This is a genomic window from Amycolatopsis sp. NPDC059027 (assembly GCF_042739735.1).
In the GTDB taxonomy this organism is placed as follows: domain Bacteria; phylum Actinomycetota; class Actinomycetes; order Mycobacteriales; family Pseudonocardiaceae; genus Amycolatopsis.
The window spans coordinates 1-19,668 of the sequence record NZ_JBHYIK010000088.1; the positions used below are offsets into that span (position 1 = coordinate 1).

A 19,668-nucleotide genomic window follows, 5' to 3' on the forward strand; every position below is an offset into this window, starting at 1 on the left:
CCTTACGGGCGTCAGACGCCCGTAAGGTGGCCTTAACGGCACTTCGGGGGTCAGCGGTGGGTCGGCGTGGTGTCCACTGTGGACGTGTCGGTAGCGGTGGGCGAGCCCGCGGTGCTGGAGCTGCCGCTCGGCTTGCTCGACGGCGGCGTCGGCGTCGAACTCGGCGGGGTGCTGGGGCTGCCCGACGTCGGGCCGGTCGTGGTCGGGTTGCTCGAACTCGGCGGTTCGTCGCTCCGGCTGGTCGGCGTTCCGCCGCCCGGCGTCGTGTGGCCCGGGTTGCCCGGTTGCGGCTGGCCCGGCTGGGGTTGTCCGGGCTGCGGCGGGGCGGGCGGGACGACGACCGTCGTGGTCTCGTGGCCGTCCGCGCCACGGGAAACCACGGTGGTGGGGGCGCTGGACGACGACGAGCTGCCGGGCACCGGTTCCCCGGTGACGGTCATCGGCGCGCCCGGCACGGGCGAACCGGACACGACCTGGATGCCGGCGGGCGAGGTGCCCTGGCCGGGGCCGCCGGTACCGCCGGCGGTCGTGGTGCCGGAACCGGCGAACTGCGCGACCGCGGCGAACGCGGTCGCGACCACCAGGCCACTGACGCCCAGGACGACGTAGCCGGTGCGGCCGGCAAGCCCATTCGCTCCGGCCGGTGGGGCGACGGAGACGCGTGAGCTCGGATCAGACCCGTCGGGGCGGGACATACAGGCTCCTCGGGACGCTGGGGACGTACGGACTCTCGGGAAGAACAAAGCAATTGGCGGGCCCGGGCACCAGACCCGGAAGGCGGGACCCGGCGGGGAGGTTATCACCGCCGATGCCCGGTTCGGGGTGGAGACGAACGAGGACGCTCACCGTCCGGAGTCGCGGCGATGGGGAAGGATGGCCCTCGTGAGTGCAGACGTCAGGCTGACAGCGTGGGTGCACGGACGCGTACAGGGTGTCGGTTTCCGCTGGTGGACCCGGAGCCGCGCGCTCGAGCTCGGACTCGCCGGAAGTGCGCGGAATCTCCCGGACGGGCGTGTCGAGGTGGTAGCGGAGGGTGTTCGGGACCACTGTGAGCGGCTTTTGGCCGCACTGCGGTCCGGGGAATCACCCGGAAGTGTGGACCACGTCGTCGAGCGGTGGTCGGAGGCGAAAGGCGGCCTCACCGGCTTCGTCGAGCGCTAGCAAAGGTCCCTTGCTCTCCCGGCCCGTGATCAGCCCGCGACCTCGCGTGATCCAGTGGCGACTTCGTGTGATTGAACGGAGATCTCGCGTGATTGGGCGAGATCTCCGCTCAATCACGCGAGATCTCCGGCTGGGCACGCGAGATCTCCGGGCGGGACTGTTACGGGTGGGACGGAGGGGGTTGCTGTGGTGACCGGGGTTGTGCTAGGGCGCGCCGGAGGGGGCCGGGTCCCACGGGAGCCGGAGGCCGCCAGGTAACCTGGCCGGATCGAACAGCCAGTTTCCCGCGGCCGGAGGGTCGGCACCCAGTGCACCTGAAAAGCTTGACGCTCAAGGGCTTCAAGTCCTTCGCCTCGGCCACCACGCTGCGCTTCGAGCCGGGCATCACCTGCGTGGTGGGCCCCAACGGCTCGGGCAAGTCGAACGTGCTCGACGCGCTGCGCTGGGTGATGGGCACGCAGGGCGCCAAGGACCTGCGCGGCGGCAAGATGGAGGACGTCATCTTCGCCGGGACCGCGGGCCGCGCGCCGCTGGGCCGCGCCGAGGTCACGCTCACCATCGACAACACCGACGGCGCGCTGCCCATCGAGTACACCGAGGTCTCGATCACGCGCCGGATGTTCCGCGACGGCGCCAGCGAGTACGAGATCAACGGCGACCGCTGCCGCCTGATGGACGTCCAGGAACTCCTCTCCGACTCCGGTATCGGCCGCGAGATGCACGTCATCGTCGGGCAGGGCCAGCTGTCGGCCATCCTGGAGTCCAAGCCCGAGGAGCGCCGCGCCTTCATCGAAGAGGCCGCCGGCGTCCTCAAGCACCGCAAGCGCAAGGAACAGACCCTGCGCAAGCTCGCGAACATGCAGGGCAACCTCGACCGCCTCGGCGACCTCACCACCGAGCTGCGCCGCCAGCTCAAGCCGCTGGGCAAGCAGGCCGAGATCGCCCGCCGCGCGCAGGCCGTGCAGTCCGAGCTGCGGGACGCGCGGCTGCGGCTGCTCGCCCACGACCTGGTCACCCAGCGCGACGCCATCGCCAGGGAAGAGGCCGACGAGCGCGTCGCGCGCCAGCGTCGCGGCGAGGTCGAGCAGGCGCTGGAAGTCGTCGCCGCCGAGGAGACCGAGCTGGAGTCCTCGCTCGCCGAGGACGCGCCGAAGCTGACCGCCGCGCAGGAGAACTGGTACAAGCTGTCCGCGCTGGCCGAGCGGCTGCGCGGCACCGTCCGGCTCGCCGTCGAGCGGCAGCGGCACCTGTCGGCCGACGTCGAGGCGCAGACCGGCGGCCGTGACCCCGAGGAACTGCTCGAAGAGGCCGAACGCGTCGCCGAGCAGGAGCAGGAGCTGAACGAGGCCGTCATGGAGGCCCGTGAGCTGCTGGCGGAGACCGTCCTGCGGCGCGAGGACCTCGAACAGCGGGTCCAGGCCGCCGAACGTGCGCACTGGGCCGCCGTCCGCGCGATCGCCGACCGCCGCGAGGGGCTGGCGAAGCTCACCGGCCAGGTCGAGGCGTTGCGCAGCAAGAACGGCGCCACCTCCGACGAGATCGACCGGCTCACCGTGTCGCTCGACGAGGCCGCCGAGCGCGCCGAGATCGCCCGCGAGGAACTCGAAGAGGCCAAGGCCGAAGGTGGCGTCGAGGAATCCGACGACGCCGATCTGCAGCAGCGGCACGACTACGCGGTCGAGGCGAACAACGCCGCCAAGGCCCGCGTCGAGGAACTGGTCAAGGCCGAACGCGCCACCGAGCGCGAGATCGCCTCCGAGAAGGCTCGGGTCGACGCGCTGTCGATGGGGCTCAAGCGCAAGGACGGCGCGGGCGCGCTGCTCGGCGCCTCGCACGAGCTGCCCGGTCTGCTCGGTTCGGTCGCGGCGCTGCTGACGGTCGAGCCCGGCCACGAGGTCGCGCTGGCCGCCGCGCTGGGCCCGGTGGCCGACGCGGTCGCCGTCGCCGGGGGAGAAGAAGCCCTCGCCGCGCTGAAGTACTTGAAGGACAACGACTCCGGCCGTGCCGGGCTGGTGCTCGGCGCCCCTGAGTCCACTGTGGACACGGCGGGCTGGCCGTATCTCCCCGAGGGCGCCCGCTGGGCCCGCGAGGTCGTCACCGCCCCGCCGCAGCTGCGTCCCGCGGTCGAGCAGGCGCTGGAAAAGGTCGCGCTGGTCGCCACGCTCGACGCGGCGCGGAGCCTGGTCGCGGCGCATCCGGACGTCCGCGCTGTCACCGCCGATGGCGACGTCTTCGGCGCACGCTGGGCGGCCGGTGGTGGCACGCGCGCCGAGAGCGTCATCGAGGTGCAGGCCGCCGTCGACGAGGCGGCGGAACGCCTGAAGGCCGCCGAGGAGACGCTGGAGCGCACCGCCGCCGCGCTGGAAGGCGCCCGCGCCGAGCAGCAGGCGCGCCGCGAAGAGGTCGGCCAGGCCAAGGACGCGCTGGGCGAGGCCAAGGTGCGCAAGGCCCGCTCGTCGGAGCGGCTCAACCGGCTGCAGCAGGCGGCCCGGGTCACCGAGGCCGAGGTCGAACGGCTGCGCGCGCAGCGGACAAAGGTCGAGCAGAGCCGCGAGCAGGCGCTGGAACAGCTGGCCGAGCTGGAGGAGCGCCTCGCCGCGGTCTCCGACCAGCCCGTCGTCGAGGACCCGGACACCGCCGAGCGTGACGAGGCCGCCGAGCAGCTCACCGCCGTCCGGCAGGAGGAGATGGAGGCGCGGCTCGCGCTGCGTACCTCCGAGGAACGTGCCCGCGGCATCGCGGGCAAGGCGGAATCCCTGCGCCGCGCGGCTTTCGCCGAGCAGCAGGCCCGCGAGCGCGCCGCGAAGGCGAAGGCGGCCCGGCAGCGCGGCGCCGAGATCGCGAACGCCGTCGTCAACGCCGGGGAGATCGCGCTGGAGCGCATCGAACACTCCGTGCAGCGCGCGGCGGCCGAACGCGACGAGGCACAGGCGCAGCGGCAGACCCGCGAGACCGCGCTGACCGCCGTCCGCGGCAAGGTCCGCGAGCTGTCCGGCGAACTGGAGAAGCTGACCGACGCCGTGCACCGCGACGAGGTCCTCCGCGCCGAGCAGCGGCTGCGGCTCGAACAGCTGGAAGGCAAGATCGCCGACGACTTCGGGATCGGCCTGACGGATCTGGTCGCCGAGTACGGCCCGGACGTCCCGGTGCCGCCGAGTGCCGGCGAGGTCGCCGAGTACGAGGCGGCGAAGGAACGCGGCGAGGACGTCACCCCGCCGCCCCCGATGCCGTTCGACCGCGACACCCAGGCCCGCCGCGCCAAGCGCGCGGAGAAGGACCTTTCCTTGCTGGGCAAGGTGAATCCGCTGGCGCTGGAGGAGTTCGCGGCGCTGGAGGAGCGCTACAAGTTCCTCTCCACGCAGCTGGAGGACCTCAAGGACACCCGCAAGGATCTCGAAGAGGTCATCAAGCAGGTCGACGAGAAGATCCTCGAGGTCTTCGCCTCCGCCTACGCCGACGTCGCGCGCGAGTTCGAGACGGTGTTCGGCGTGCTGTTCCCCGGCGGCGAGGGCCGGATGGTGCTCACCGAGCCGGACGACCTGCTCTCCACCGGCGTCGACGTCGAGGCCCGGCCGCCGGGCAAGAAGGTCAAGCGGCTGTCGCTGCTTTCGGGTGGCGAGAAGTCGCTCGTCGCGGTCGGCATGCTGGTGGCGATCTTCCGCGCCCGGCCTTCGCCGTTCTACGTGATGGACGAGGTCGAGGCCGCGCTGGACGACACCAACATGCGGCGGCTGATCGGCCTGCTGGAGCAGCTGCGCGACTCGTCGCAGCTGATCATCATCACGCACCAGAAGCCGACCATGGAGATCGCCGACGCGCTCTACGGCGTCAGCATGCAGGGCGACGGCATCACCAAGGTCATCTCGCAGCGCCTGCGCGTCTCCGAAGAGGAACCCGTCCCCGCGAGCTGACGGCTTCAAACGCCCGAATGTGGCATTGGGTGCGTTGGACGCACCGAATGCCGCATTGGGGTTTCTCGGTAGGTGCGGGGGTGCGGTTTTGCTGGTGGGTGCTTTCTCGGGGGCTTGGTGGTGTGGTGAAGGGGTCCTTCGCGGCGTTGAGCGCCGGTAAGGAGGCCTTCACGGCATGCGGTGGGGTTCGGGGTGTGTGTCGTGAACGCTCCGTTCGGGACGTTGATCGTCGGCAACGGAGCGTTCGCGACATCGGGCGAATGGTGTCGGCGAGCGCGCGGTAAGTCCGAGGGACGCCCTGGGTGCATCCACCGCACCCAGGGACGCCCTTGTCGCACCTCAGGCCAGTGCACCGAAGGCGTCCTCCAGCACCTCCGGCAGCACACACGGCCCCAGAACCCTTAGCGAGAAAACCTCATTGGGGCGCTCGACCACGAGCTAGGCCGCCACCTCTTCCTTCGGCGGCTCGGTGTCGAGGGTGTTCGGGTCGGGGGTGCGGTGGCGTAGTGCCATCAGGCCGCCGACGACCAGCGTGATCACCACGCCCAGCAGCGTGTACCAGAACGTCGCGAGTGCGACGAGCGACTTCGTGTTGGCGCCGAACTGGATGTGGATCGCCGCGGTGGCCTTGTCGAACTTGACGAACAGGATGATGAACGCCATCCCGAGCACCGACGCCGCGAAGGCGACGATCGCGTCGGCCTGCCTGGCCCGTTTGATCAGCAGGCCGAGGAAGAACGAGCCGAGCAGCGCGCCGTAGGTGTAGCCGACGATGCCGAGGCCCTGCTGGATCACCGGGTCCTTGGAGTCGGTGAACAGCGAGGCGAACGCGGCGAACACGACCGCCCAGATGAGTGTCCACATACGACCGTGCCGGAGCAGCTTCGAGTCCTCGACGTTCCGCTTCGTGAAGCGCTGGTAGAGATCCGCGATGGTGGACGTCGAGAGCGCGTTGAGCGCCGAAGCGAGCGCGCCCATGGTGGACGCGAGGATGCCCGCGATGAGCAGCCCGGCCAGACCGACCGGCAGATCGTTCACGATGAAGTTCGGGAACACGTCGTCCGGCGCGCCCTTGCCCGCTGCGATGTTCACCGCCGTGGCGCCGGTCTTCCCGCCGGTGTAGACCCACAGCATCGCGCCCACCACGAGGAACAGCCCGAACTGGATGAACACCACGATCGACGAGCCGATCAGCGCGCGCTGGCTGTCGCGCAGGTTCCGGCAGGAGAGCAACCTGCCGACGATGAGCTGGTCGGCGCCGTGCGAGGCCATGGACAGGAACGCGCCGCCGATCACCGCGCACAGGAACGCGTACGGCTGGGTGAGCAGGTTCGAGGTGAAGTCGGTGAACTTGAACCGGCCCTGGTCCGCCGCGATGGTGGTCCAGCCGTCGGGCAGCTTCGTGGCCAGGAAGATGATCGCGCCGATCGCGCCGAGGATGTAGAGCGACCACTGGATGACGTCGACCCAGATCACCGACTTGATCCCGCCGACGAACGCGTACACCACGGTCAGCGCGGTCAGCAGCACGACGATGTGCCAGTACGCGGTGTGGATGCCGTAGTGGTCGAGGATCACCTTGATCGGGATCGCCCCGGCGAACAGCCGCAGGCCCTCCGCGAGCAGCCGGGTGACCACGAACGTCACCGACGCCGTGCCCTGCAGGCCCCGGCCGAACCGCTTGCCGAGGAACTCGTACGCGCTGACGTAGTTGCCCTTGAAGTACTTCGGCAGCAACACGAACGCGGCGATGGTGCGGCCGACGATGTAGCCGAACGCGACCTGCAGGAACAGGAACGCGCTGCCGAAGACGAGGCCGGGCGTGGAGATCACGGTCAGCGTGGACGTCTCGGTCGCCACCACCGAGAGCGTCACCGCCCACCACGGCATGCTGCGTTCACCGACGAAGTAGTCGTTGGCGGACTTCTGTCTCCGGCCCACCAGGACGCCGATGATCGGCATCGCGGCCAGATAGGCGACCACGATCGCCAGGTCGACGGGATTCATGGATTCTCCCTACCGTTGTGCGGCCTTCTCCGCTACCCGCATCCGGGTTACGGCGCCCCCCAGTGGGGCGGGAAGGTTCAGGGGGCCGGCGCCCGGCGTCAGCGCGCCGAGCAGCCGGGGGCCGCGCGCGCCGGTCGCGGACGGGACGCTGGCGGGCACGCCGCACCAGCCGAGCCAGCCCAGCAGCGCGGTCAGGTAGGCCTCCTTGCCCGCGCCGGGCAGGCCGAGGTCGTCGCTCGTCTTCAGGCCCGTCCCGGGCAGATTCCTGGCCAGCGCGGCCATCAGCGCCGGGTTGGCCGCGCCGCCGCCGGACACGATCACCGCGCCGACCCGGTGCCGCCGGCATTCCGCGGCGACGGTGGTAGCGGTGAACTCGGTGAGGGTCGCGAGGAGGTCCTCGGCGGACAGCGGCAGCAGGCCGGTCAGCGCGGCGTCGAGGTAGCCGGCGTGGAAGTACTCCTTGCCGGTGGATTTCGGTGGTGGCGCGGCGAAGTACGGGTCGGCGAGCAGCCGCGCGAGCAGCTCCGCGTGTACCGAGCCGCGCAGCGCGAAGCGGCCGTCGACGTCGCTGCTCTGGGCGCCGCCGGTGACCCGCGTCGCCGCGACGTCGAGCAGCGCGTTGGCCGGTCCGGTGTCGTAGGCGAGCACCTGACCGCCGGTGCGGACGACGGTGATGTTCGCGATCCCGCCCAGGTTGAGCGCGGCGACGGGACGGCCGGTCTCCTCGGCGAGCCCGGCCAGCCACAGCGCGTCGAGCGTGCTGGCCAGCGGTGCCCCTTGCCCGCCCGCCGCGATGTCGCGTACACGGAGGTCGGCGATCACCGGCAGTCCGGTGCGCTCGGCGATCCACGCGGGCTGCCCGAGCTGGAGCGTGCCGCGGGCCGTGCCGTTCTCGACCCAGTGGAAGACGGTCTGGCCGAGTGAGGCGATCAGATCGGTGTAGCCGCCGGCGAGTTCGCGGACACCACGGGCGGCCGCCTCGGCGAAGGCCTGGCCGACCTGCGTGTCGAGGCGGGTGAGCTGTTCGGCGCTGCACGGGTTCGGCGGCAGCGCGCCGAGCAGGCCCGCGCGGACGGGTTCGGGATAGGGGACGTCGAGCTCCCCGAGTGGGGTGAGCACCACGGTGCCGCCCTCGGCGTGGAGGTCGGCCGCCGCGACGTCGATGCCGTCGACCGAGGTGCCGGAGATCAGTCCGATCACGCGCAGTCCGTGGCTCGAGTGGGAGGTCATCCGAGTGGTCTAGTCCAGGTGAGCGAGGTGACGCAAGACATACGGTGAAGACTTCGCCTAATCGGAAAGCGCATTGTTGTCCATTGGCCGCGCATGGGGTGTGTCCGGTGGCCCCCGGGCGTGGATGCGAGGATGACGCACGTGGAAACCCCCTGGTTCTGGATCGTCGTCGTCGCTGTCGTCGTGCTGGTCGCCATCCTGGTCACCGGCCTGCTCATCGCGCGCAAGCGACGTATCAGCCTGGACGCCGCCCGCGACGCGGAACTCGAGCGGAAGCCGCGCGGTGGTGGCTATACCGCGAGCGGCGGGATCGCGCTGGCGCCGGGAGGAACGGCCGAGGCCGGGGAAAAGACCGCGGAAAAGGCCGAGGAGAAGCCGGAACCCGCTGCGCACCCGGTCGAGGACCGGCCCGAGGTCGACGGCCAGCCTGGGGTCGGGGACGACGCCGCGGTGCCCCGGGATTCGGACCAGCGCACGATGCGCGACGTCAAGCTCCCCGAGCCGGAGACGACCGAACCGGAGGTGGCTCCCCGGGAGGAGATCGCCCCGGCGTCCGGCAGGCTGGAGCGGCTGCGGGGGCGGCTGGCGAAGTCCCGCTCGATGTTCGGGCAGAGCCTGCTCGGCCTGCTCGGCGCCGGTGACCTGGACGAGGACTCCTGGCAGGACGTGGAGGACACGCTGCTGGTGGCGGACCTCGGCGCGGCGACCACGACCCACATCGTCGAGCGGCTGCGTGACGAGCTGGCCCGGCGCACCGTCCGGACCTCGGACGAGGCGCGGGCGGTGCTGCACGAGGTGCTCACCGCCGAGCTGTCCACCGACGGGCATCGCGCGGTGCGGGCGCTCCCGCACACCGTCGACGGTGCCAAGCAGCCGGCGGTCGTGCTGGTCGCGGGCGTGAACGGCACCGGGAAGACGACCACCACCGGCAAGCTCGCGCGGGTGCTGGTCGCGCAGGGCAGCAGTGTCGTGCTGGGCGCGGCGGACACGTTCCGCGCGGCGGCGGCCGATCAGCTCCAGACGTGGGCCGAGCGGGTCGGCGCGGAGGTCGTGCGTGGCAAGGAGGGCGCGGACCCGGCGGCGGTCGCGTTCGACGCGGTCAAGCGCGGGATCGACGCCGGTGTCGACGCGGTGCTCGTCGACACCGCCGGGCGGCTGCACACCAAGACCGGCCTGATGGACGAGCTGGGCAAGGTCAAGCGCGTCGTGGAGAAGCAGGCGAAGGTCGACGAGGTGCTGCTGGTGCTCGACGCGACCACCGGGCAGAACGGCCTCGCGCAGGCGCGGGTCTTCGCCGAGGTCATCGACGTCACCGGCATCGTGCTGACGAAGCTCGACGGCACGGCCAAGGGCGGCATCGTCTTCCAGGTGCAGCGCGAACTCGGCGTGCCGGTGAAGCTCGTCGGCCTCGGTGAGGGCCCGGACGACCTGGCCCCGTTCGAGCCCGGCGCCTTCGTGGACGCGCTGCTCGGCTGAGCTACGGCAGGACGATGCGTTCCCCGGTCCGGTAGTCCCGGATATCGGTCCCGGCGAGTACCTGGGCGCGGTGGATCGAACACAGCCGGTCCCGCATGGCGAGAAAGGTGCACTGCGTGGTGCCGACGAACGCGCGCGCACGGCATTTGGCCTTGATCCCATTCGACGAGAACTTGCCCGCGGTGGGAAATTTCTTGATGCCAGTGAACAACGGTGGGGTGTTCGCGGGCGGCGTATAGCGGTTCTTGATCCGGGGCCAGCCCTCGAACTGCTGGGCCGGCGTGGGAGGAATCGGGGGCATGGCGACAGCCTCGGCCGGTGGCTCCGGTGGCAGGTGGAAGACCTCGCCGCCGTCGGATTTCTTCAGTCCGAGCTTCTTGACCAGCTTCTCGGTCGGATGCTGGGTGCCTATGGTGATCTTCGCGGTGTGGTTGTCGGCCACGTACGGCTGAGCCCACCCGACACCTCGCAGGGTCGGCATCGCCCCGCGCTTCCCGGGGAGGTCGATGATCAGCGCGGTGACGAAGTAGTGGTCGCGGGGCAGTGTCACGTGGGCGGTGTCGCCGAGCACCATCGGGAACGTCGTGCCGGTCGTGGTGTCGTTGAACTTCTGGAAGGTCAGGATGATCGGTTTCCGGCCCTGCGCCAGGAGATGATGCCGGACGGCGAAGTCGACGTCGCTGGTTCCCTGCGCTCCGGCGACGGTGAGGTCGTGGCGCCGTACCGGCGGCGGAGCGGCGAACGGCGCCGGTGCTGGCGCGGCGATCCGTGGCCCGTCCACGACCCGATCGAAGATCCGGTCGAAACCTTTCTCCGCGAGGCGCTGCGCCAGCCAGATCAACGCGCCGACCAGAATGGGATCCATCAGGCGCCTCCCCTCGTCCCGCGGGAAGTCTAAGGCGCGTTTTCCGGGGACAGTATCGAATACGCCCGGATGGACGCTTCCGGAAACAGGGTGACGAATTCCCCGGCTATCGGGCACAATTCCGTCATGCCCGGTTGAGTCCGTTCCGCTCGTGCCCCTCCGTTCCGGTGTGCCACCGCGCCCCGCACACCGAACCGAGAGGACGATCATGACCACTTTGCACGGAGCGCTGGTGCGCCTGCGCCCGCTCACCACCGCGGACCGCTCCCGTGTCCGCGAAATCCTTGCCACGCCTGAGGTCTCCCGCTGGTGGGGCGATCCCGACCGCGAGGCCGACGACCTCGTCGACGAGGACGACGAGGACATCACCGTCTACGCCATCGAGTTCGGCGGCGAGACGGTCGGTGTCATCCAGAGCGTCGAGGACAACGACCTGCAGTACCGGCAGGCGGGCATCGACATCGCGGTGCACGCGGACTGGCACGGCCGCGGGATCGGCAGCGACGCCATCCGCACGCTCGCGGGGCACCTGTTCGCCAGCGGCCACCACCGGCTCACCATCGACCCGTCCGCCGCCAACGAGACCGCGATCCGCGTCTATCGCGGGCTCGGGTTCCGGCCGGTCGGCATCCTGCGTCAGTACGAACTCGGGACGGACGGCGTCTACCACGACGGCCTGCTGATGGACCTGCTCGTCGGCGAGCTGACGGAACGCGCGGTGTGACTAGTCCGCGGGGCGCTGGTCGATGACGCTCTGCAGCAGGACGGTGATCTGGTTCATGCCCAGATTGACCTTGGTGAACCCCTCGTCCACCTTGCGCTCGAGCCTGTCTAAGCGCTGGCCTTGTTCGAGCTGCGTTTCGCGGATGGCGTTCAGCAGGCTGGTGTGTCCGTTGAGGGTTTCCCGAAACTCGGCGACGTCGCGGGCTGCCGCGTTGGCGAGCACATGGGCGGCGGTGGAGTCCTGCCGGAGCTGCGCCATTTGCCGCTCCAGCGAGTCCATGCGTGCTTCGAGTTCTTCGAGGCTGGCCACGGTCGTCAGCCTAACGGACACGTCGGCGGACTCAGCTCCGGCGGGTACGCGATTGATTACGCGCGGTTATTCGCTCAGTGACCAGTCGGCTGACTTCCGGCCAGGCGACGCGTCCTTCATCGAGCTGGGTGACGACCGGCTCGCCGGAGTAGGCCGTCAAAGGGTTACGCCGGGTCGGCGGGGAGGTCGAAGACACCGAGTTTGTGGCCCTGTGTATGGGAATCCCATTCCGCGTGGGTGAAGGAGAGAGTGCCCGCGTCAGGGCGGAGTGAGTTGCGGACGAGGACCTCGTTCTCGGTGAGCAGGACTTCGACACAGCTGCTGCCGTTGTCGGAGTACTTGGTCCACACGTTCGGCTGCAGAGACATGGGCGGGGACTCGATTCGCTAGCGGGTGCTGAACTCCTCCAGCATATCGAGGCTTGTCAGTGGATCGAGAGCCTTGAGCCGGACGTCATCGAACTTCATAGTCGCTTCGGCAACCGCCGAATCGCGATCGAAGAACTGGTCTCCCAGTGTCGTGTCCACGCTGGCGATCTCGTCGATCTGGTCGTCGAACTTGTAGATGGTCACCGTGGCCCCGATGAGGTAGTGCTCACGGGTGTCGAGCGGCAGCACCTGCACGGTGACATTGGGACGTTCGCGGCAGAGCTGGGCGACGTGCTGGAGCTGGCGGCGCCGAACCTCTTTGCCGCCAACGTTTTTGTGCAAGGCTGCCTCGCCGATCACGGCCCACAGTTCAAGCGGCTGCTCGTCGCGGATCAGGGCGTCGGCAAGGCTCAGCCGGAACCGCAGCCGGGTCTCCAGTTCCTTGGTGACATGGCCGGTCGGGGCCATGATCGCGCGGGCGTAGTCCGCCGATTGCAGCACCCCGTGGAACACTTCGGGGCTGTAGTGGCGCATGCTCCTGGCCGCCTTGATCAGGTCGGCCGCGCGACGCTGATGCGGCTGGATGTCGGTGCCGCCGGTGACCCGGCCGACTTTCCGGTGCGCCTCCTTGTTGAGGGCCAGGAGGTCCGCGGTCTGGTCCTCCGGCATGCCGTAGAGCCGCAGCAGCGCGGTGAGATCGCCGTGGCTGATCTTGGTCCGGCCCTGCTCGATGTTGCCCATGGTCGTGACGGTGCAGCCGAGTGTCTCGGCGGCGGTTTCCCGGCTGACCTTCGCCTCCGTCCGCATGCGCTTGAGTGTCGCGCCGATCTGGATGCGCTCGGCGGTGCGGAGCTGGCCCTGTGCCATGACTTCACCCTTTCAGGTGCGAGACAAATTCCTGTACGCACCTTAGCCTAGTCGTCGCAGGTCGGAAACCTGCGAAGGCAAGCGTAGGCATCAGGCAGTTACCCGATAGAGGAGCACGGCATGTCACACAGCGGAGTCGAAGTCAGCGCCTGGGTCCGGATCGACAACTGCGGCATCGAGTACCGCCTGTGCGACGGCGCGGTCGAATTCTCACTCGGCGGGCGGATGGACGGGTTCCAGTTCGACGCCACCGAACGCGGTCTGGAGCAACTCGTCGAGACCGGCTCACAGGCGCTACGCGCCCTTCGCGCGGCCGGTCAGGACAGCCCCGGTCTCTGAAGGTCACCTTCAGGGACCTAGACGCCCTCATGGTGGCCTTCAGAGACTTACGCGTCGACGCTCACGAGCCGTTTGACGTCGCCCATCGCCGTCCGCTGTCAGGGTCGGCATGCCAGATGAGTTGCTCATCAGGGGTGATCGTGAGACCGAACTCGTGGCACGCGGGTTCCTTCAGTGCCGTCCAGTCTTCCCAAGCCATCTCGACGTTCTGCCACAGGGAGGTGGGGCCGGCCTCGCGAACCGGGCGCAGGCCGTCTTCACCAGGTTGGCGAGCGACTTCGCACCAGGAACCGTCCGGCGACGCCAGGTAGGTGACGGGTTCGCCGGCGTCGTTCATCCGGACGCTGCGGAACATGCCGGCCGGCAAGCTCAGCTGGGCCACGAACGCGAAACCTCCCTCCAGTGCGGCCGGATCCACCGCTGTGCTCCTGGTGGTGGGCCGGTCCGCGCTCGGCTCGGGGCGAGGAGCGCCCGTGACAGGGCCCGCGGCTGTGCGTCGTCGCATGAAGCAACCCCACCACGGCAGGAAACGGCCCTGGAGGGTCGGCCGCGCTGATTCCCGGTACAGGGCGGCCAGATTGCCGGCGCCGAGCGGCCCTTCGACGTGCGCGAGCACCATGCCGCCCGGGCGGAGTTCGTGAATCCACGGGGCCGGGACGGTGGGGACCGAGCAGGTGGCGATGATGCGGTCGAAGGGGCCAAGGTGCGCCAGGTCGGCGGCACCGTCGGCGGCTACCAGAGACGGGTGGTAGCCCAGCTGGTCCAGTCGCGCCCGCGCGGTGTCGACGAGGCCGGCGTCGATGTCCACGGAACATACCTGGCGGCTACCGAGCCGGTGAGCGAGCAGCGCGGCGTTGTACCCGGTGCCGGTGCCGATCTCGAGGATTCGCATTCCGGCGCTGACGTCGAGGAACTCCAGCATCCGGACCATCAGGTCGGGTTTTGTCGAACTGCTCACCGGGATCTGGACACCGCGGTCGGCGTAGGACGCCACGTCGGTTACCAGAGTGGTGGGCGAGTAGACCAGATCCAGCCATTGCCGGGTGCTCACGGTGTCGTGGGGTTCGTGCAGCACCCAACGCGACGGCCGGGCGCTGGTGTCTTGCAGGTAATACTTCGGCACGAACACGTGGCGAGGTACCGAAACCAGTGCTTCGTACCAGGCAGGTGAACGTAGGTCGCCGCGGTCTGTCAGATCCTGTGCGAGCTGTTGCGCGTGCGCCCGCCAGACGGGAGTCTCGACCCTCATCGTCCTGCTGTCCTCCCTCGTGCCAGCAGGGTGACCAGGCTTTCGGTGATCGGCACGCCCGCCTTGTTCTCAAGGAAGCCGTACTGCCCTCCGACATTGCATTCGAGCATGGTCACGACCTCGCGTTCGCCGGGTTCGTGTGCATCAGGTCCGAGAACCAGGTCGAACGCACCGTAGACGATGCCGAACTCGGCCATGAACATCCTCAGACCGGTGGCGACCGTTTCTGGTAATTCGATGACTTCGTAGGACAGCGCGGGAAAGTCCGAGCGCCAGTCGATGTGGGACGCGGCTGACCCGGCCGTGAGGGCGACAGCGTGGATCTTGCCGTCAACCACGACAGCACGGCATTCCCGCACTTTGGGGACCCAGTGTTGAAGGTGGGTAGCCGTTACGTCGACACCACGAAGATCCGCGAGATCATCGGATGTCAGCGGGTGGGTGTAGCCCATTTTGTACGTGCTGTCTTCGAAGATCAGGTTCGTGGTGAGCGGCTTGGCCACCAGTCCTGTCGACGAAGACCGCGCGAATCGGCGCACCGCGTCCGGTCTGTTGGTTATGAGCGTCGGGGGGATCCGTAAGCCGCAGCGTGCCGCGATGGCGTATTGCAACGGTTTGTACGCCGCAGTCGCGGCCAGATCGGGCCTGTTGACCCACAGCACGTTCGGCAGAGCCAGGAGAATGCCGGTCAAGCCGATCTTCGCTTCCCTGCGAGCGTAATCCGCTTCCACGGGCGTCATACCTTCAGGCATCCGGAAGAGCCCAGGGGACCGGACCCAGATGGACTTGATCGACGCGAGGTCGGCGGCGTGCTGGTCGGTGCGCAGGCAGCCTTGCCACGCCCCGTTGCGGAACTCGGCGTCCACCGTCAACTGCTGAGGAAACCAGGCCAGGTCGACGCGCATCACGTGCCTGCCGCGCTCGACCAGACCGGTGATGACGGCGTCCGCGGTGCGATCGAATTCCTGGGCGAGTACCAGGATCGTCACGCGGTCACTTCTGGGGTTTCGGGACGTCCGGGACTGTTTCCCAGTCGTAGTCCTTGGACGGTCCCTCATCGCCGTCCTTGTGGTTGACCGTGGTCCATTCGAGCTTGTTCAGCAGGGGCGCGGGCAGGCCAGTGGCGACATCGATCGAGACTTGCCGACGAGGGCAGTACCGGGTGGCAGCCGGCTGGCGGGGAACTCCGAGTTCGGTCAGCCATCGCAGCCCGAAGGGACGTGTCGACGGCGCTGACGGCGGCTCGCTCACGGCGGGCACCTCGAAACCCGATGGCGCGGTGGGAAACCGCTCGGAGACCGATACCAGCGGATCATCAGCGAAGCGCGAACCAGCCACGGCTGTCCCTCCCTGCCAAGGGTGCTCAAATCGAGCGTAACCGTGACTCCCGCGTAGAGCTATCACCGCAAAGAGGGCCGCTTAGGCGTCGGCTTCTTGGAGGTGCGCGCCCAGTGTCTTGGCGATGCGCTGGACGGCGGGTGCGATGTGCGCCACCGCGTCGGCGGTGAGCCGCCCGGACGGGCCGGACACCGAGACCGCGGCGGGCACCGGAGCGCCGGGGACGGCGACCGCGACACACCGGACGCCGAGTTCCTGCTCCGCCTCGTCGAGCGAGTAGCCCTGCTGCGCGATCTTCTCCAGTTCCCGCAGCAACGCGTCGGGCTCGGTGAACGTGTGCTCGGTGTAGGCGGGCATGCCGGTGCGGGAGAGCAGCGCCGTGACGTCCTCGGCGGGCAGCTGGGCCAGCATCGCCTTGCCGACACCGGTGCCGTGCGGCAGCAGCCGCCTGCCCACCTCGGTGAACATCCGCATCGAGTGCTTCGAAGGCACCTGCGAGACGTAGACGACCTCGTCGCGTTCGAGGACCGCGAGGTTCGCCGTCTCGCCGACCTCCTCGACCAGCTCGGCCAGCAGCGGCCGCGCCCAGGTGCCGAACTGCATGCTCGCGTTCTCGCCGAGCCGGATCAGGCGGGCGCCCAGCGCGTACCGCCGGTTGGTGTTCTGCCGGACGTAGCCGAGGTCGACCAGGGTGCGGATGAGCCGGTGGATGGTCGGCATCGGCAGCCCGGACAGCGTCGCGAGCTCGGACAGGCTCGCCTCACCGCCGGTGTCCGCGAGGTGTTCGAGCAGGTCGAACGCGCGTTGCAGGGACTGGACGCCGCCATCTTTCACTGCCACGGGTGGCTCTCCTAACGTTCACGTTGAGCTTCCGCTATGCAGAAACTATAGTCCGATATGTAAAAACCGTATGGACGTCTTTCTTCACGATCCGGGGTGTTTCGCATGTCTGAAGTCCAGGTGCTCGGTGATCCGGTCGAGCGTGGTGACGAGATCCTGACGCCGGACGCGCTCGCGTTCCTCGCGGGCCTGCACGACGCCTTCGCCGCGCGGCGCGACGAGCTGCTGCTGGCGCGGGGCAAGCGCCGCGAGGAGGCCAGGACCACCGGGAAGCTCGACTTCCTGCCCGAGACCAAGGCGATCCGCGAGGGCGACTGGCAGGTCGCCGGCGCGCCGCCCGCGCTGCGCGACCGGCGTGTCGAGATCACCGGCCCGACCGAGCGCAAGATGACGATCAACGCGCTGAACTCCGGCGCCAAGGTGTGGCTCGCCGACTTCGAGGACGCCAACACGCCGCACTGGGCGAACGTCGTCTCCGGCCAGGTCAACCTCGCCGACGCGATCCGCGGCACGATCAGCCTCGACTCGAACGGCAAGCACTACGAGCTGAAGTCCGATGTGGAGCACGCGACCATTGTGGTCCGTCCGCGTGGCTGGCACCTCGACGAGCGGGGTCTGTCCTTCGGCGGCCGTCAGGGTGTCGGCGCGCTCGTCGACTTCGGGCTGTACTTCTTCCACAACGCCGCCGAGCTGCTCAAGCGCGGCAAGGGCCCGTACTTCTACCTGCCGAAGATGGAAAGCCACCTCGAAGCGAGGCTGTGGAACGACGTGTTCACCCACGCCGAGAAGGCGCTGGGCATCGAGCACGGCACCGTCCGCGCGACCGTGCTGATCGAGACCATCCCGGCCGCGTTCGAGATGGAGGAGATCCTCTACGAACTGCGCGAGCACGCCTCCGGCCTCAACGCCGGCCGCTGGGACTACCTGTTCAGCGTGATCAAGTACTTCCGCGACGCCGGTGAGAAGTTCGTGCTGCCGGACCGCAACTCGGTCACCATGACCGCGCCGTTCATGCGTGCCTACACCGAGCTGCTGGTGCGCACCTGCCACAAGCGCGGCGCGTTCGCGATCGGCGGGATGGCCGCGTTCATCCCGAGCAAGGACCCGGCGGTCAACGAGGGCGCGTTCAAGAAGGTCCACGACGACAAGGCGCGCGAGGCGGGCGACGGCTTCGACGGCTCCTGGGTCGCGCACCCGGGCATGGTTTCGCTGTGCCGTGAGGAGTTCGACAACGTCCTCGGCGAGAAGCCGAACCAGCTCGACCGCACTCGCGACGAGGTCAGCGTGACCGCCGAGCAACTGCTCGACGTCGCGTCGACGCCCGGTGCCGCGACCGCCGCGGGCCTGCGTGCCGCGGTGGACGTCGGCATCCGCTACATCGCGTCCTGGCTCGGCGGGAACGGCGCCGCGGCCATCCACAACCTGATGGAGGACGCGGCGACCGCGGAGATCTCGCGTTCGCAGGTGTGGCAGTGGGTCAAGAACGGGACCACTTTGGACAGTGGCGACGTCGTGACCCGCGAGCTGGTGCGTGGTGTCGTGGCCGAGGTCCGCGGTGAGCTGACCGCGGAGATCAAGTCCGAGCTGCTCGACCCGGCGGTGGAGCTGTTCGAGCAGGTCGCGCTGGCCGACGAGTTCCCGGACTTCCTCACCCTGCCCGCCTACGAGCGGATCAAGTAGTGCCCGGACGTCTTCCCGAAGACGTCTACGCCGCCGCCGACGCGCGCCTGGCTTCGGCCGACGCGCGCGTCGCGGCGGCGTACCCCGGCGAGGCGCCGGGGCGTCAGCCGGTCCACACGGTGTACGTCCCGGCGTCGCAGTACCGCGCCCGGTTGGTCGCGGACTGGGGCAAGCAGGCCATGCGCGTGTTCGTCGAACAGGGCGAACTCCTCGGCCTGGCCCCGGAAATCGCCGACCGGGTGCGGGAAAAGCTGCTCACTGAGCCGATCGAGGACCTGCGGATCGACTTCGAGGACGGCTACGGCCGGGTGCCCGACGACGTCGAAGACGCGGCGGCGCTCGCGGCAGGGCGGACTCTGGCCACCACCGGCGGGACGCCGTTCGTCGGGATCCGGTTCAAGAGCTTCGAAGCCGCGACGCGACGGCGCGGAATCCGGACGCTGGACCTGTTCCTGTCCGGGCTGCTTGAGAACGGACCGTTGCCGCCTGGTTTCGTGGTGACGTTGCCGAAGGTGACCGCCGTCGAGCAGGTCTCGGTGGCGGCGGACGTCATGGCGAGCCTGGAATCCGCGTACGGCCTTGCCGAGGGGACGTTGCGGTTCGAGGTCCAGATCGAGACGTCTCAGTCCATTGTGGACACCGATGGCACGGTGGCGGTCCCGCGGATCATCCGTGCCGCCGCGGGCCGGTGTTCGGGGCTGCACTACGGGACGTACGACTACAGCGCCGGGCTCGGGATCAGCGCCGCGTACCAGAGCATGGACCACCCGGCGGCCGATTTCGCCAAGCAGGTCATGCAGGTCTCGGCGGCGGGCACCGGGGTCCGGTTGTCCGACGGCTCGACCAACCGTCTGCCGATCGGCGACGCGCTTCCCTCGGCGTGGGCCGAACACCAGCGACTGGTGCGCCGATCGCTGGAACGTGGGTTCTACCAGGGCTGGGACCTGCACCCGCATCAGCTCCCGACGCGCTACGCGGCGACGTACGCCTTCTTCCGCGAAGGCTTCCTCGCAGCCGTGACGCGGCTTCGCGACTACGTCGACAAGGTCGACAGCGGCGTCCTCGACGAGCCCGCCACCGCGCAGGCCCTGGCGTCGTATCTCTTGCGGGGCTTGGATTGCGGAGCCCTGGCCGCGTCCGAACTCCCCTTCGACCGCGCCACCCTCGACCGCTACGCCCGCCGCGTGAGCTGACGTCGCAAGTCCGTGAATGCCACATTGAGGGACTCAGAGTCCCTCAATTTGGGGGTTAAGGGCCGAGAACCGGGGCCGGGGGGGGGCCCCGCGGGGGGGGCGGGCGGCGCC

General features: G+C 69.2%; 18 protein-coding genes. 8 read left to right on the forward strand and 10 right to left on the reverse strand.

All coding sequences use genetic code 11. The annotated features are described in order from the left end of the window. Positions 1-84: 84 nt before the first annotated feature. The 3 genes from ACFWY9_RS39125 to smc all read left to right on the forward strand — a co-directional run bounded on the left by ACFWY9_RS39125 (position 85) and on the right by smc (position 5,072). Positions 85-609 (forward strand): hypothetical protein, encoded by a 525-nt coding sequence (locus ACFWY9_RS39125; RefSeq protein WP_378331510.1) that lies wholly within the window; start codon positions 85-87, stop codon positions 607-609. A gap of 273 nt (positions 610-882) precedes the next feature. After that, the gene (locus ACFWY9_RS39130) at positions 883-1,161 is read left to right on the forward strand and encodes an acylphosphatase (protein WP_378331509.1); all 279 of its coding nucleotides are present in this window, start codon (positions 883-885) and stop codon (positions 1,159-1,161) included. A gap of 308 nt (positions 1,162-1,469) precedes the next feature. Then, positions 1,470-5,072 (forward strand): chromosome segregation protein SMC, encoded by a 3,603-nt coding sequence (gene smc, locus ACFWY9_RS39135; RefSeq protein ID WP_378331508.1) that lies wholly within the window; start codon positions 1,470-1,472, stop codon positions 5,070-5,072. Positions 5,073-5,510: 438 nt separating this feature from the next. Here the strand turns inward: smc and ACFWY9_RS39140 are convergent, their stop codons facing one another. Both ACFWY9_RS39140 and ACFWY9_RS39145 read right to left on the reverse strand, forming a co-directional pair. Next, on the reverse strand, positions 5,511-7,079 hold the full coding sequence (locus ACFWY9_RS39140) for a sodium:solute symporter (protein ID WP_378331507.1): 1,569 nt from the start codon (positions 7,077-7,079) through the stop codon (positions 5,511-5,513). Positions 7,080-7,088: 9 nt separating this feature from the next. Next, positions 7,089-8,309, reverse strand: a complete 1,221-nt coding sequence (locus ACFWY9_RS39145; protein ID WP_378331506.1) for an anhydro-N-acetylmuramic acid kinase — start codon at positions 8,307-8,309, stop codon at positions 7,089-7,091. 132 nt (positions 8,310-8,441) lie between these two features. On the opposite strand from ACFWY9_RS39145, the gene ftsY reads away from it, so the two are divergent. Continuing rightward, on the forward strand, positions 8,442-9,785 hold the full coding sequence (ftsY, locus tag ACFWY9_RS39150; protein WP_378331505.1) for a signal recognition particle-docking protein FtsY: 1,344 nt from the start codon (positions 8,442-8,444) through the stop codon (positions 9,783-9,785). A gap of 1 nt (position 9,786) precedes the next feature. Here ftsY and ACFWY9_RS39155 read toward each other — a convergent pair whose 3' ends face one another. Continuing rightward, a complete protein-coding gene (locus ACFWY9_RS39155; protein WP_378331504.1) occupies positions 9,787-10,650 on the reverse strand; it encodes a hypothetical protein in 864 nt (287 codons plus the stop codon). Between the two features lie 208 nt (positions 10,651-10,858). On the opposite strand from ACFWY9_RS39155, the gene ACFWY9_RS39160 reads away from it, so the two are divergent. Further along, positions 10,859-11,374 (forward strand): GNAT family N-acetyltransferase, encoded by a 516-nt coding sequence (locus ACFWY9_RS39160; protein WP_378331503.1) that lies wholly within the window; start codon positions 10,859-10,861, stop codon positions 11,372-11,374. Here ACFWY9_RS39160 and ACFWY9_RS39165 read toward each other — a convergent pair whose 3' ends face one another. From ACFWY9_RS39165 to ACFWY9_RS39175, 3 genes are all read right to left on the reverse strand, one after another. Further along, positions 11,375-11,683, reverse strand: a complete 309-nt coding sequence (locus ACFWY9_RS39165) for a hypothetical protein (RefSeq protein WP_378331502.1) — start codon at positions 11,681-11,683, stop codon at positions 11,375-11,377. It abuts the gene before it with no gap. 164 nt (positions 11,684-11,847) lie between these two features. Beyond that, the gene (locus tag ACFWY9_RS39170) at positions 11,848-12,051 is read right to left on the reverse strand and encodes a DUF397 domain-containing protein (protein WP_378331501.1); all 204 of its coding nucleotides are present in this window, start codon (positions 12,049-12,051) and stop codon (positions 11,848-11,850) included. Between the two features lie 18 nt (positions 12,052-12,069). Beyond that, entirely contained in the window at positions 12,070-12,918 is an 849-nt protein-coding gene (locus tag ACFWY9_RS39175) for a helix-turn-helix domain-containing protein (protein ID WP_378331500.1), read from the reverse strand. Between the two features lie 120 nt (positions 12,919-13,038). Between ACFWY9_RS39175 and ACFWY9_RS39180 the strand changes: the two genes are divergently transcribed. Continuing rightward, positions 13,039-13,257: a hypothetical protein gene (locus ACFWY9_RS39180; protein ID WP_378331499.1), complete on the forward strand. Its 219-nt coding sequence runs from the start codon at positions 13,039-13,041 to the stop codon at positions 13,255-13,257. A gap of 61 nt (positions 13,258-13,318) precedes the next feature. Here ACFWY9_RS39180 and ACFWY9_RS39185 read toward each other — a convergent pair whose 3' ends face one another. The 4 genes from ACFWY9_RS39185 to ACFWY9_RS39200 all read right to left on the reverse strand — a co-directional run bounded on the left by ACFWY9_RS39185 (position 13,319) and on the right by ACFWY9_RS39200 (position 16,684). After that, positions 13,319-14,506: a methyltransferase domain-containing protein gene (locus tag ACFWY9_RS39185; RefSeq protein ID WP_378331498.1), complete on the reverse strand. Its 1,188-nt coding sequence runs from the start codon at positions 14,504-14,506 to the stop codon at positions 13,319-13,321. Next, positions 14,503-15,495 carry an MvdC/MvdD family ATP grasp protein gene (locus tag ACFWY9_RS39190; protein WP_378331497.1) on the reverse strand — a complete coding sequence of 331 codons (993 nt, stop codon included), beginning with the start codon at positions 15,493-15,495 and terminating at the stop codon, positions 14,503-14,505. The genes ACFWY9_RS39185 and ACFWY9_RS39190 overlap by 4 nt, the downstream gene beginning before the upstream one ends. 4 nt (positions 15,496-15,499) lie before the next feature. Continuing rightward, a complete protein-coding gene (locus tag ACFWY9_RS39195; RefSeq protein WP_378331496.1) occupies positions 15,500-15,757 on the reverse strand; it encodes a hypothetical protein in 258 nt (85 codons plus the stop codon). A 168-nt stretch (positions 15,758-15,925) separates the two neighbouring features. Further along, on the reverse strand, positions 15,926-16,684 hold the full coding sequence (locus ACFWY9_RS39200; RefSeq protein ID WP_378331495.1) for an IclR family transcriptional regulator: 759 nt from the start codon (positions 16,682-16,684) through the stop codon (positions 15,926-15,928). A gap of 105 nt (positions 16,685-16,789) precedes the next feature. Between ACFWY9_RS39200 and aceB the strand changes: the two genes are divergently transcribed. Both aceB and ACFWY9_RS39210 read left to right on the forward strand, forming a co-directional pair. Next, complete coding sequence (aceB, locus tag ACFWY9_RS39205) at positions 16,790-18,364, forward strand: malate synthase A (RefSeq protein WP_378331494.1); 1,575 nt, start codon at positions 16,790-16,792, stop codon at positions 18,362-18,364. Continuing rightward, a complete protein-coding gene (locus tag ACFWY9_RS39210) occupies positions 18,364-19,557 on the forward strand; it encodes a DUF6986 family protein (protein ID WP_378341263.1) in 1,194 nt (397 codons plus the stop codon). The genes aceB and ACFWY9_RS39210 overlap by 1 nt, the downstream gene beginning before the upstream one ends. Positions 19,558-19,668 lie beyond the last annotated feature (111 nt).

What these genes read in the sequence shown, in the direction of transcription:
- ACFWY9_RS39160 (WP_378331503.1), top strand. Translation starts at nt 10,859, where the DNA reads ATGACCACTTTGCACGGAGCGCTGGTGCGCCTGCGCCCGCTCACCACC.
- ftsY (WP_378331505.1), top strand. Translation starts at nt 8,442, where the DNA reads ATGACGCACGTGGAAACCCCCTGGTTCTGGATCGTCGTCGTCGCTGTC.
- ACFWY9_RS39180 (WP_378331499.1), top strand. Translation starts at nt 13,039, where the DNA reads ATGTCACACAGCGGAGTCGAAGTCAGCGCCTGGGTCCGGATCGACAAC.
- ACFWY9_RS39170 (WP_378331501.1), bottom strand. Translation starts at nt 12,051, where the DNA reads ATGTCTCTGCAGCCGAACGTGTGGACCAAGTACTCCGACAACGGCAGC.
- ACFWY9_RS39145 (WP_378331506.1), bottom strand. Translation starts at nt 8,309, where the DNA reads ATGACCTCCCACTCGAGCCACGGACTGCGCGTGATCGGACTGATCTCC.
- ACFWY9_RS39155 (WP_378331504.1), bottom strand. Translation starts at nt 10,650, where the DNA reads ATGGATCCCATTCTGGTCGGCGCGTTGATCTGGCTGGCGCAGCGCCTC.
- ACFWY9_RS39175 (WP_378331500.1), bottom strand. Translation starts at nt 12,918, where the DNA reads ATGGCACAGGGCCAGCTCCGCACCGCCGAGCGCATCCAGATCGGCGCG.
- ACFWY9_RS39185 (WP_378331498.1), bottom strand. Translation starts at nt 14,506, where the DNA reads ATGAGGGTCGAGACTCCCGTCTGGCGGGCGCACGCGCAACAGCTCGCA.
- ACFWY9_RS39140 (WP_378331507.1), bottom strand. Translation starts at nt 7,079, where the DNA reads ATGAATCCCGTCGACCTGGCGATCGTGGTCGCCTATCTGGCCGCGATG.
- aceB (WP_378331494.1), top strand. Translation starts at nt 16,790, where the DNA reads ATGTCTGAAGTCCAGGTGCTCGGTGATCCGGTCGAGCGTGGTGACGAG.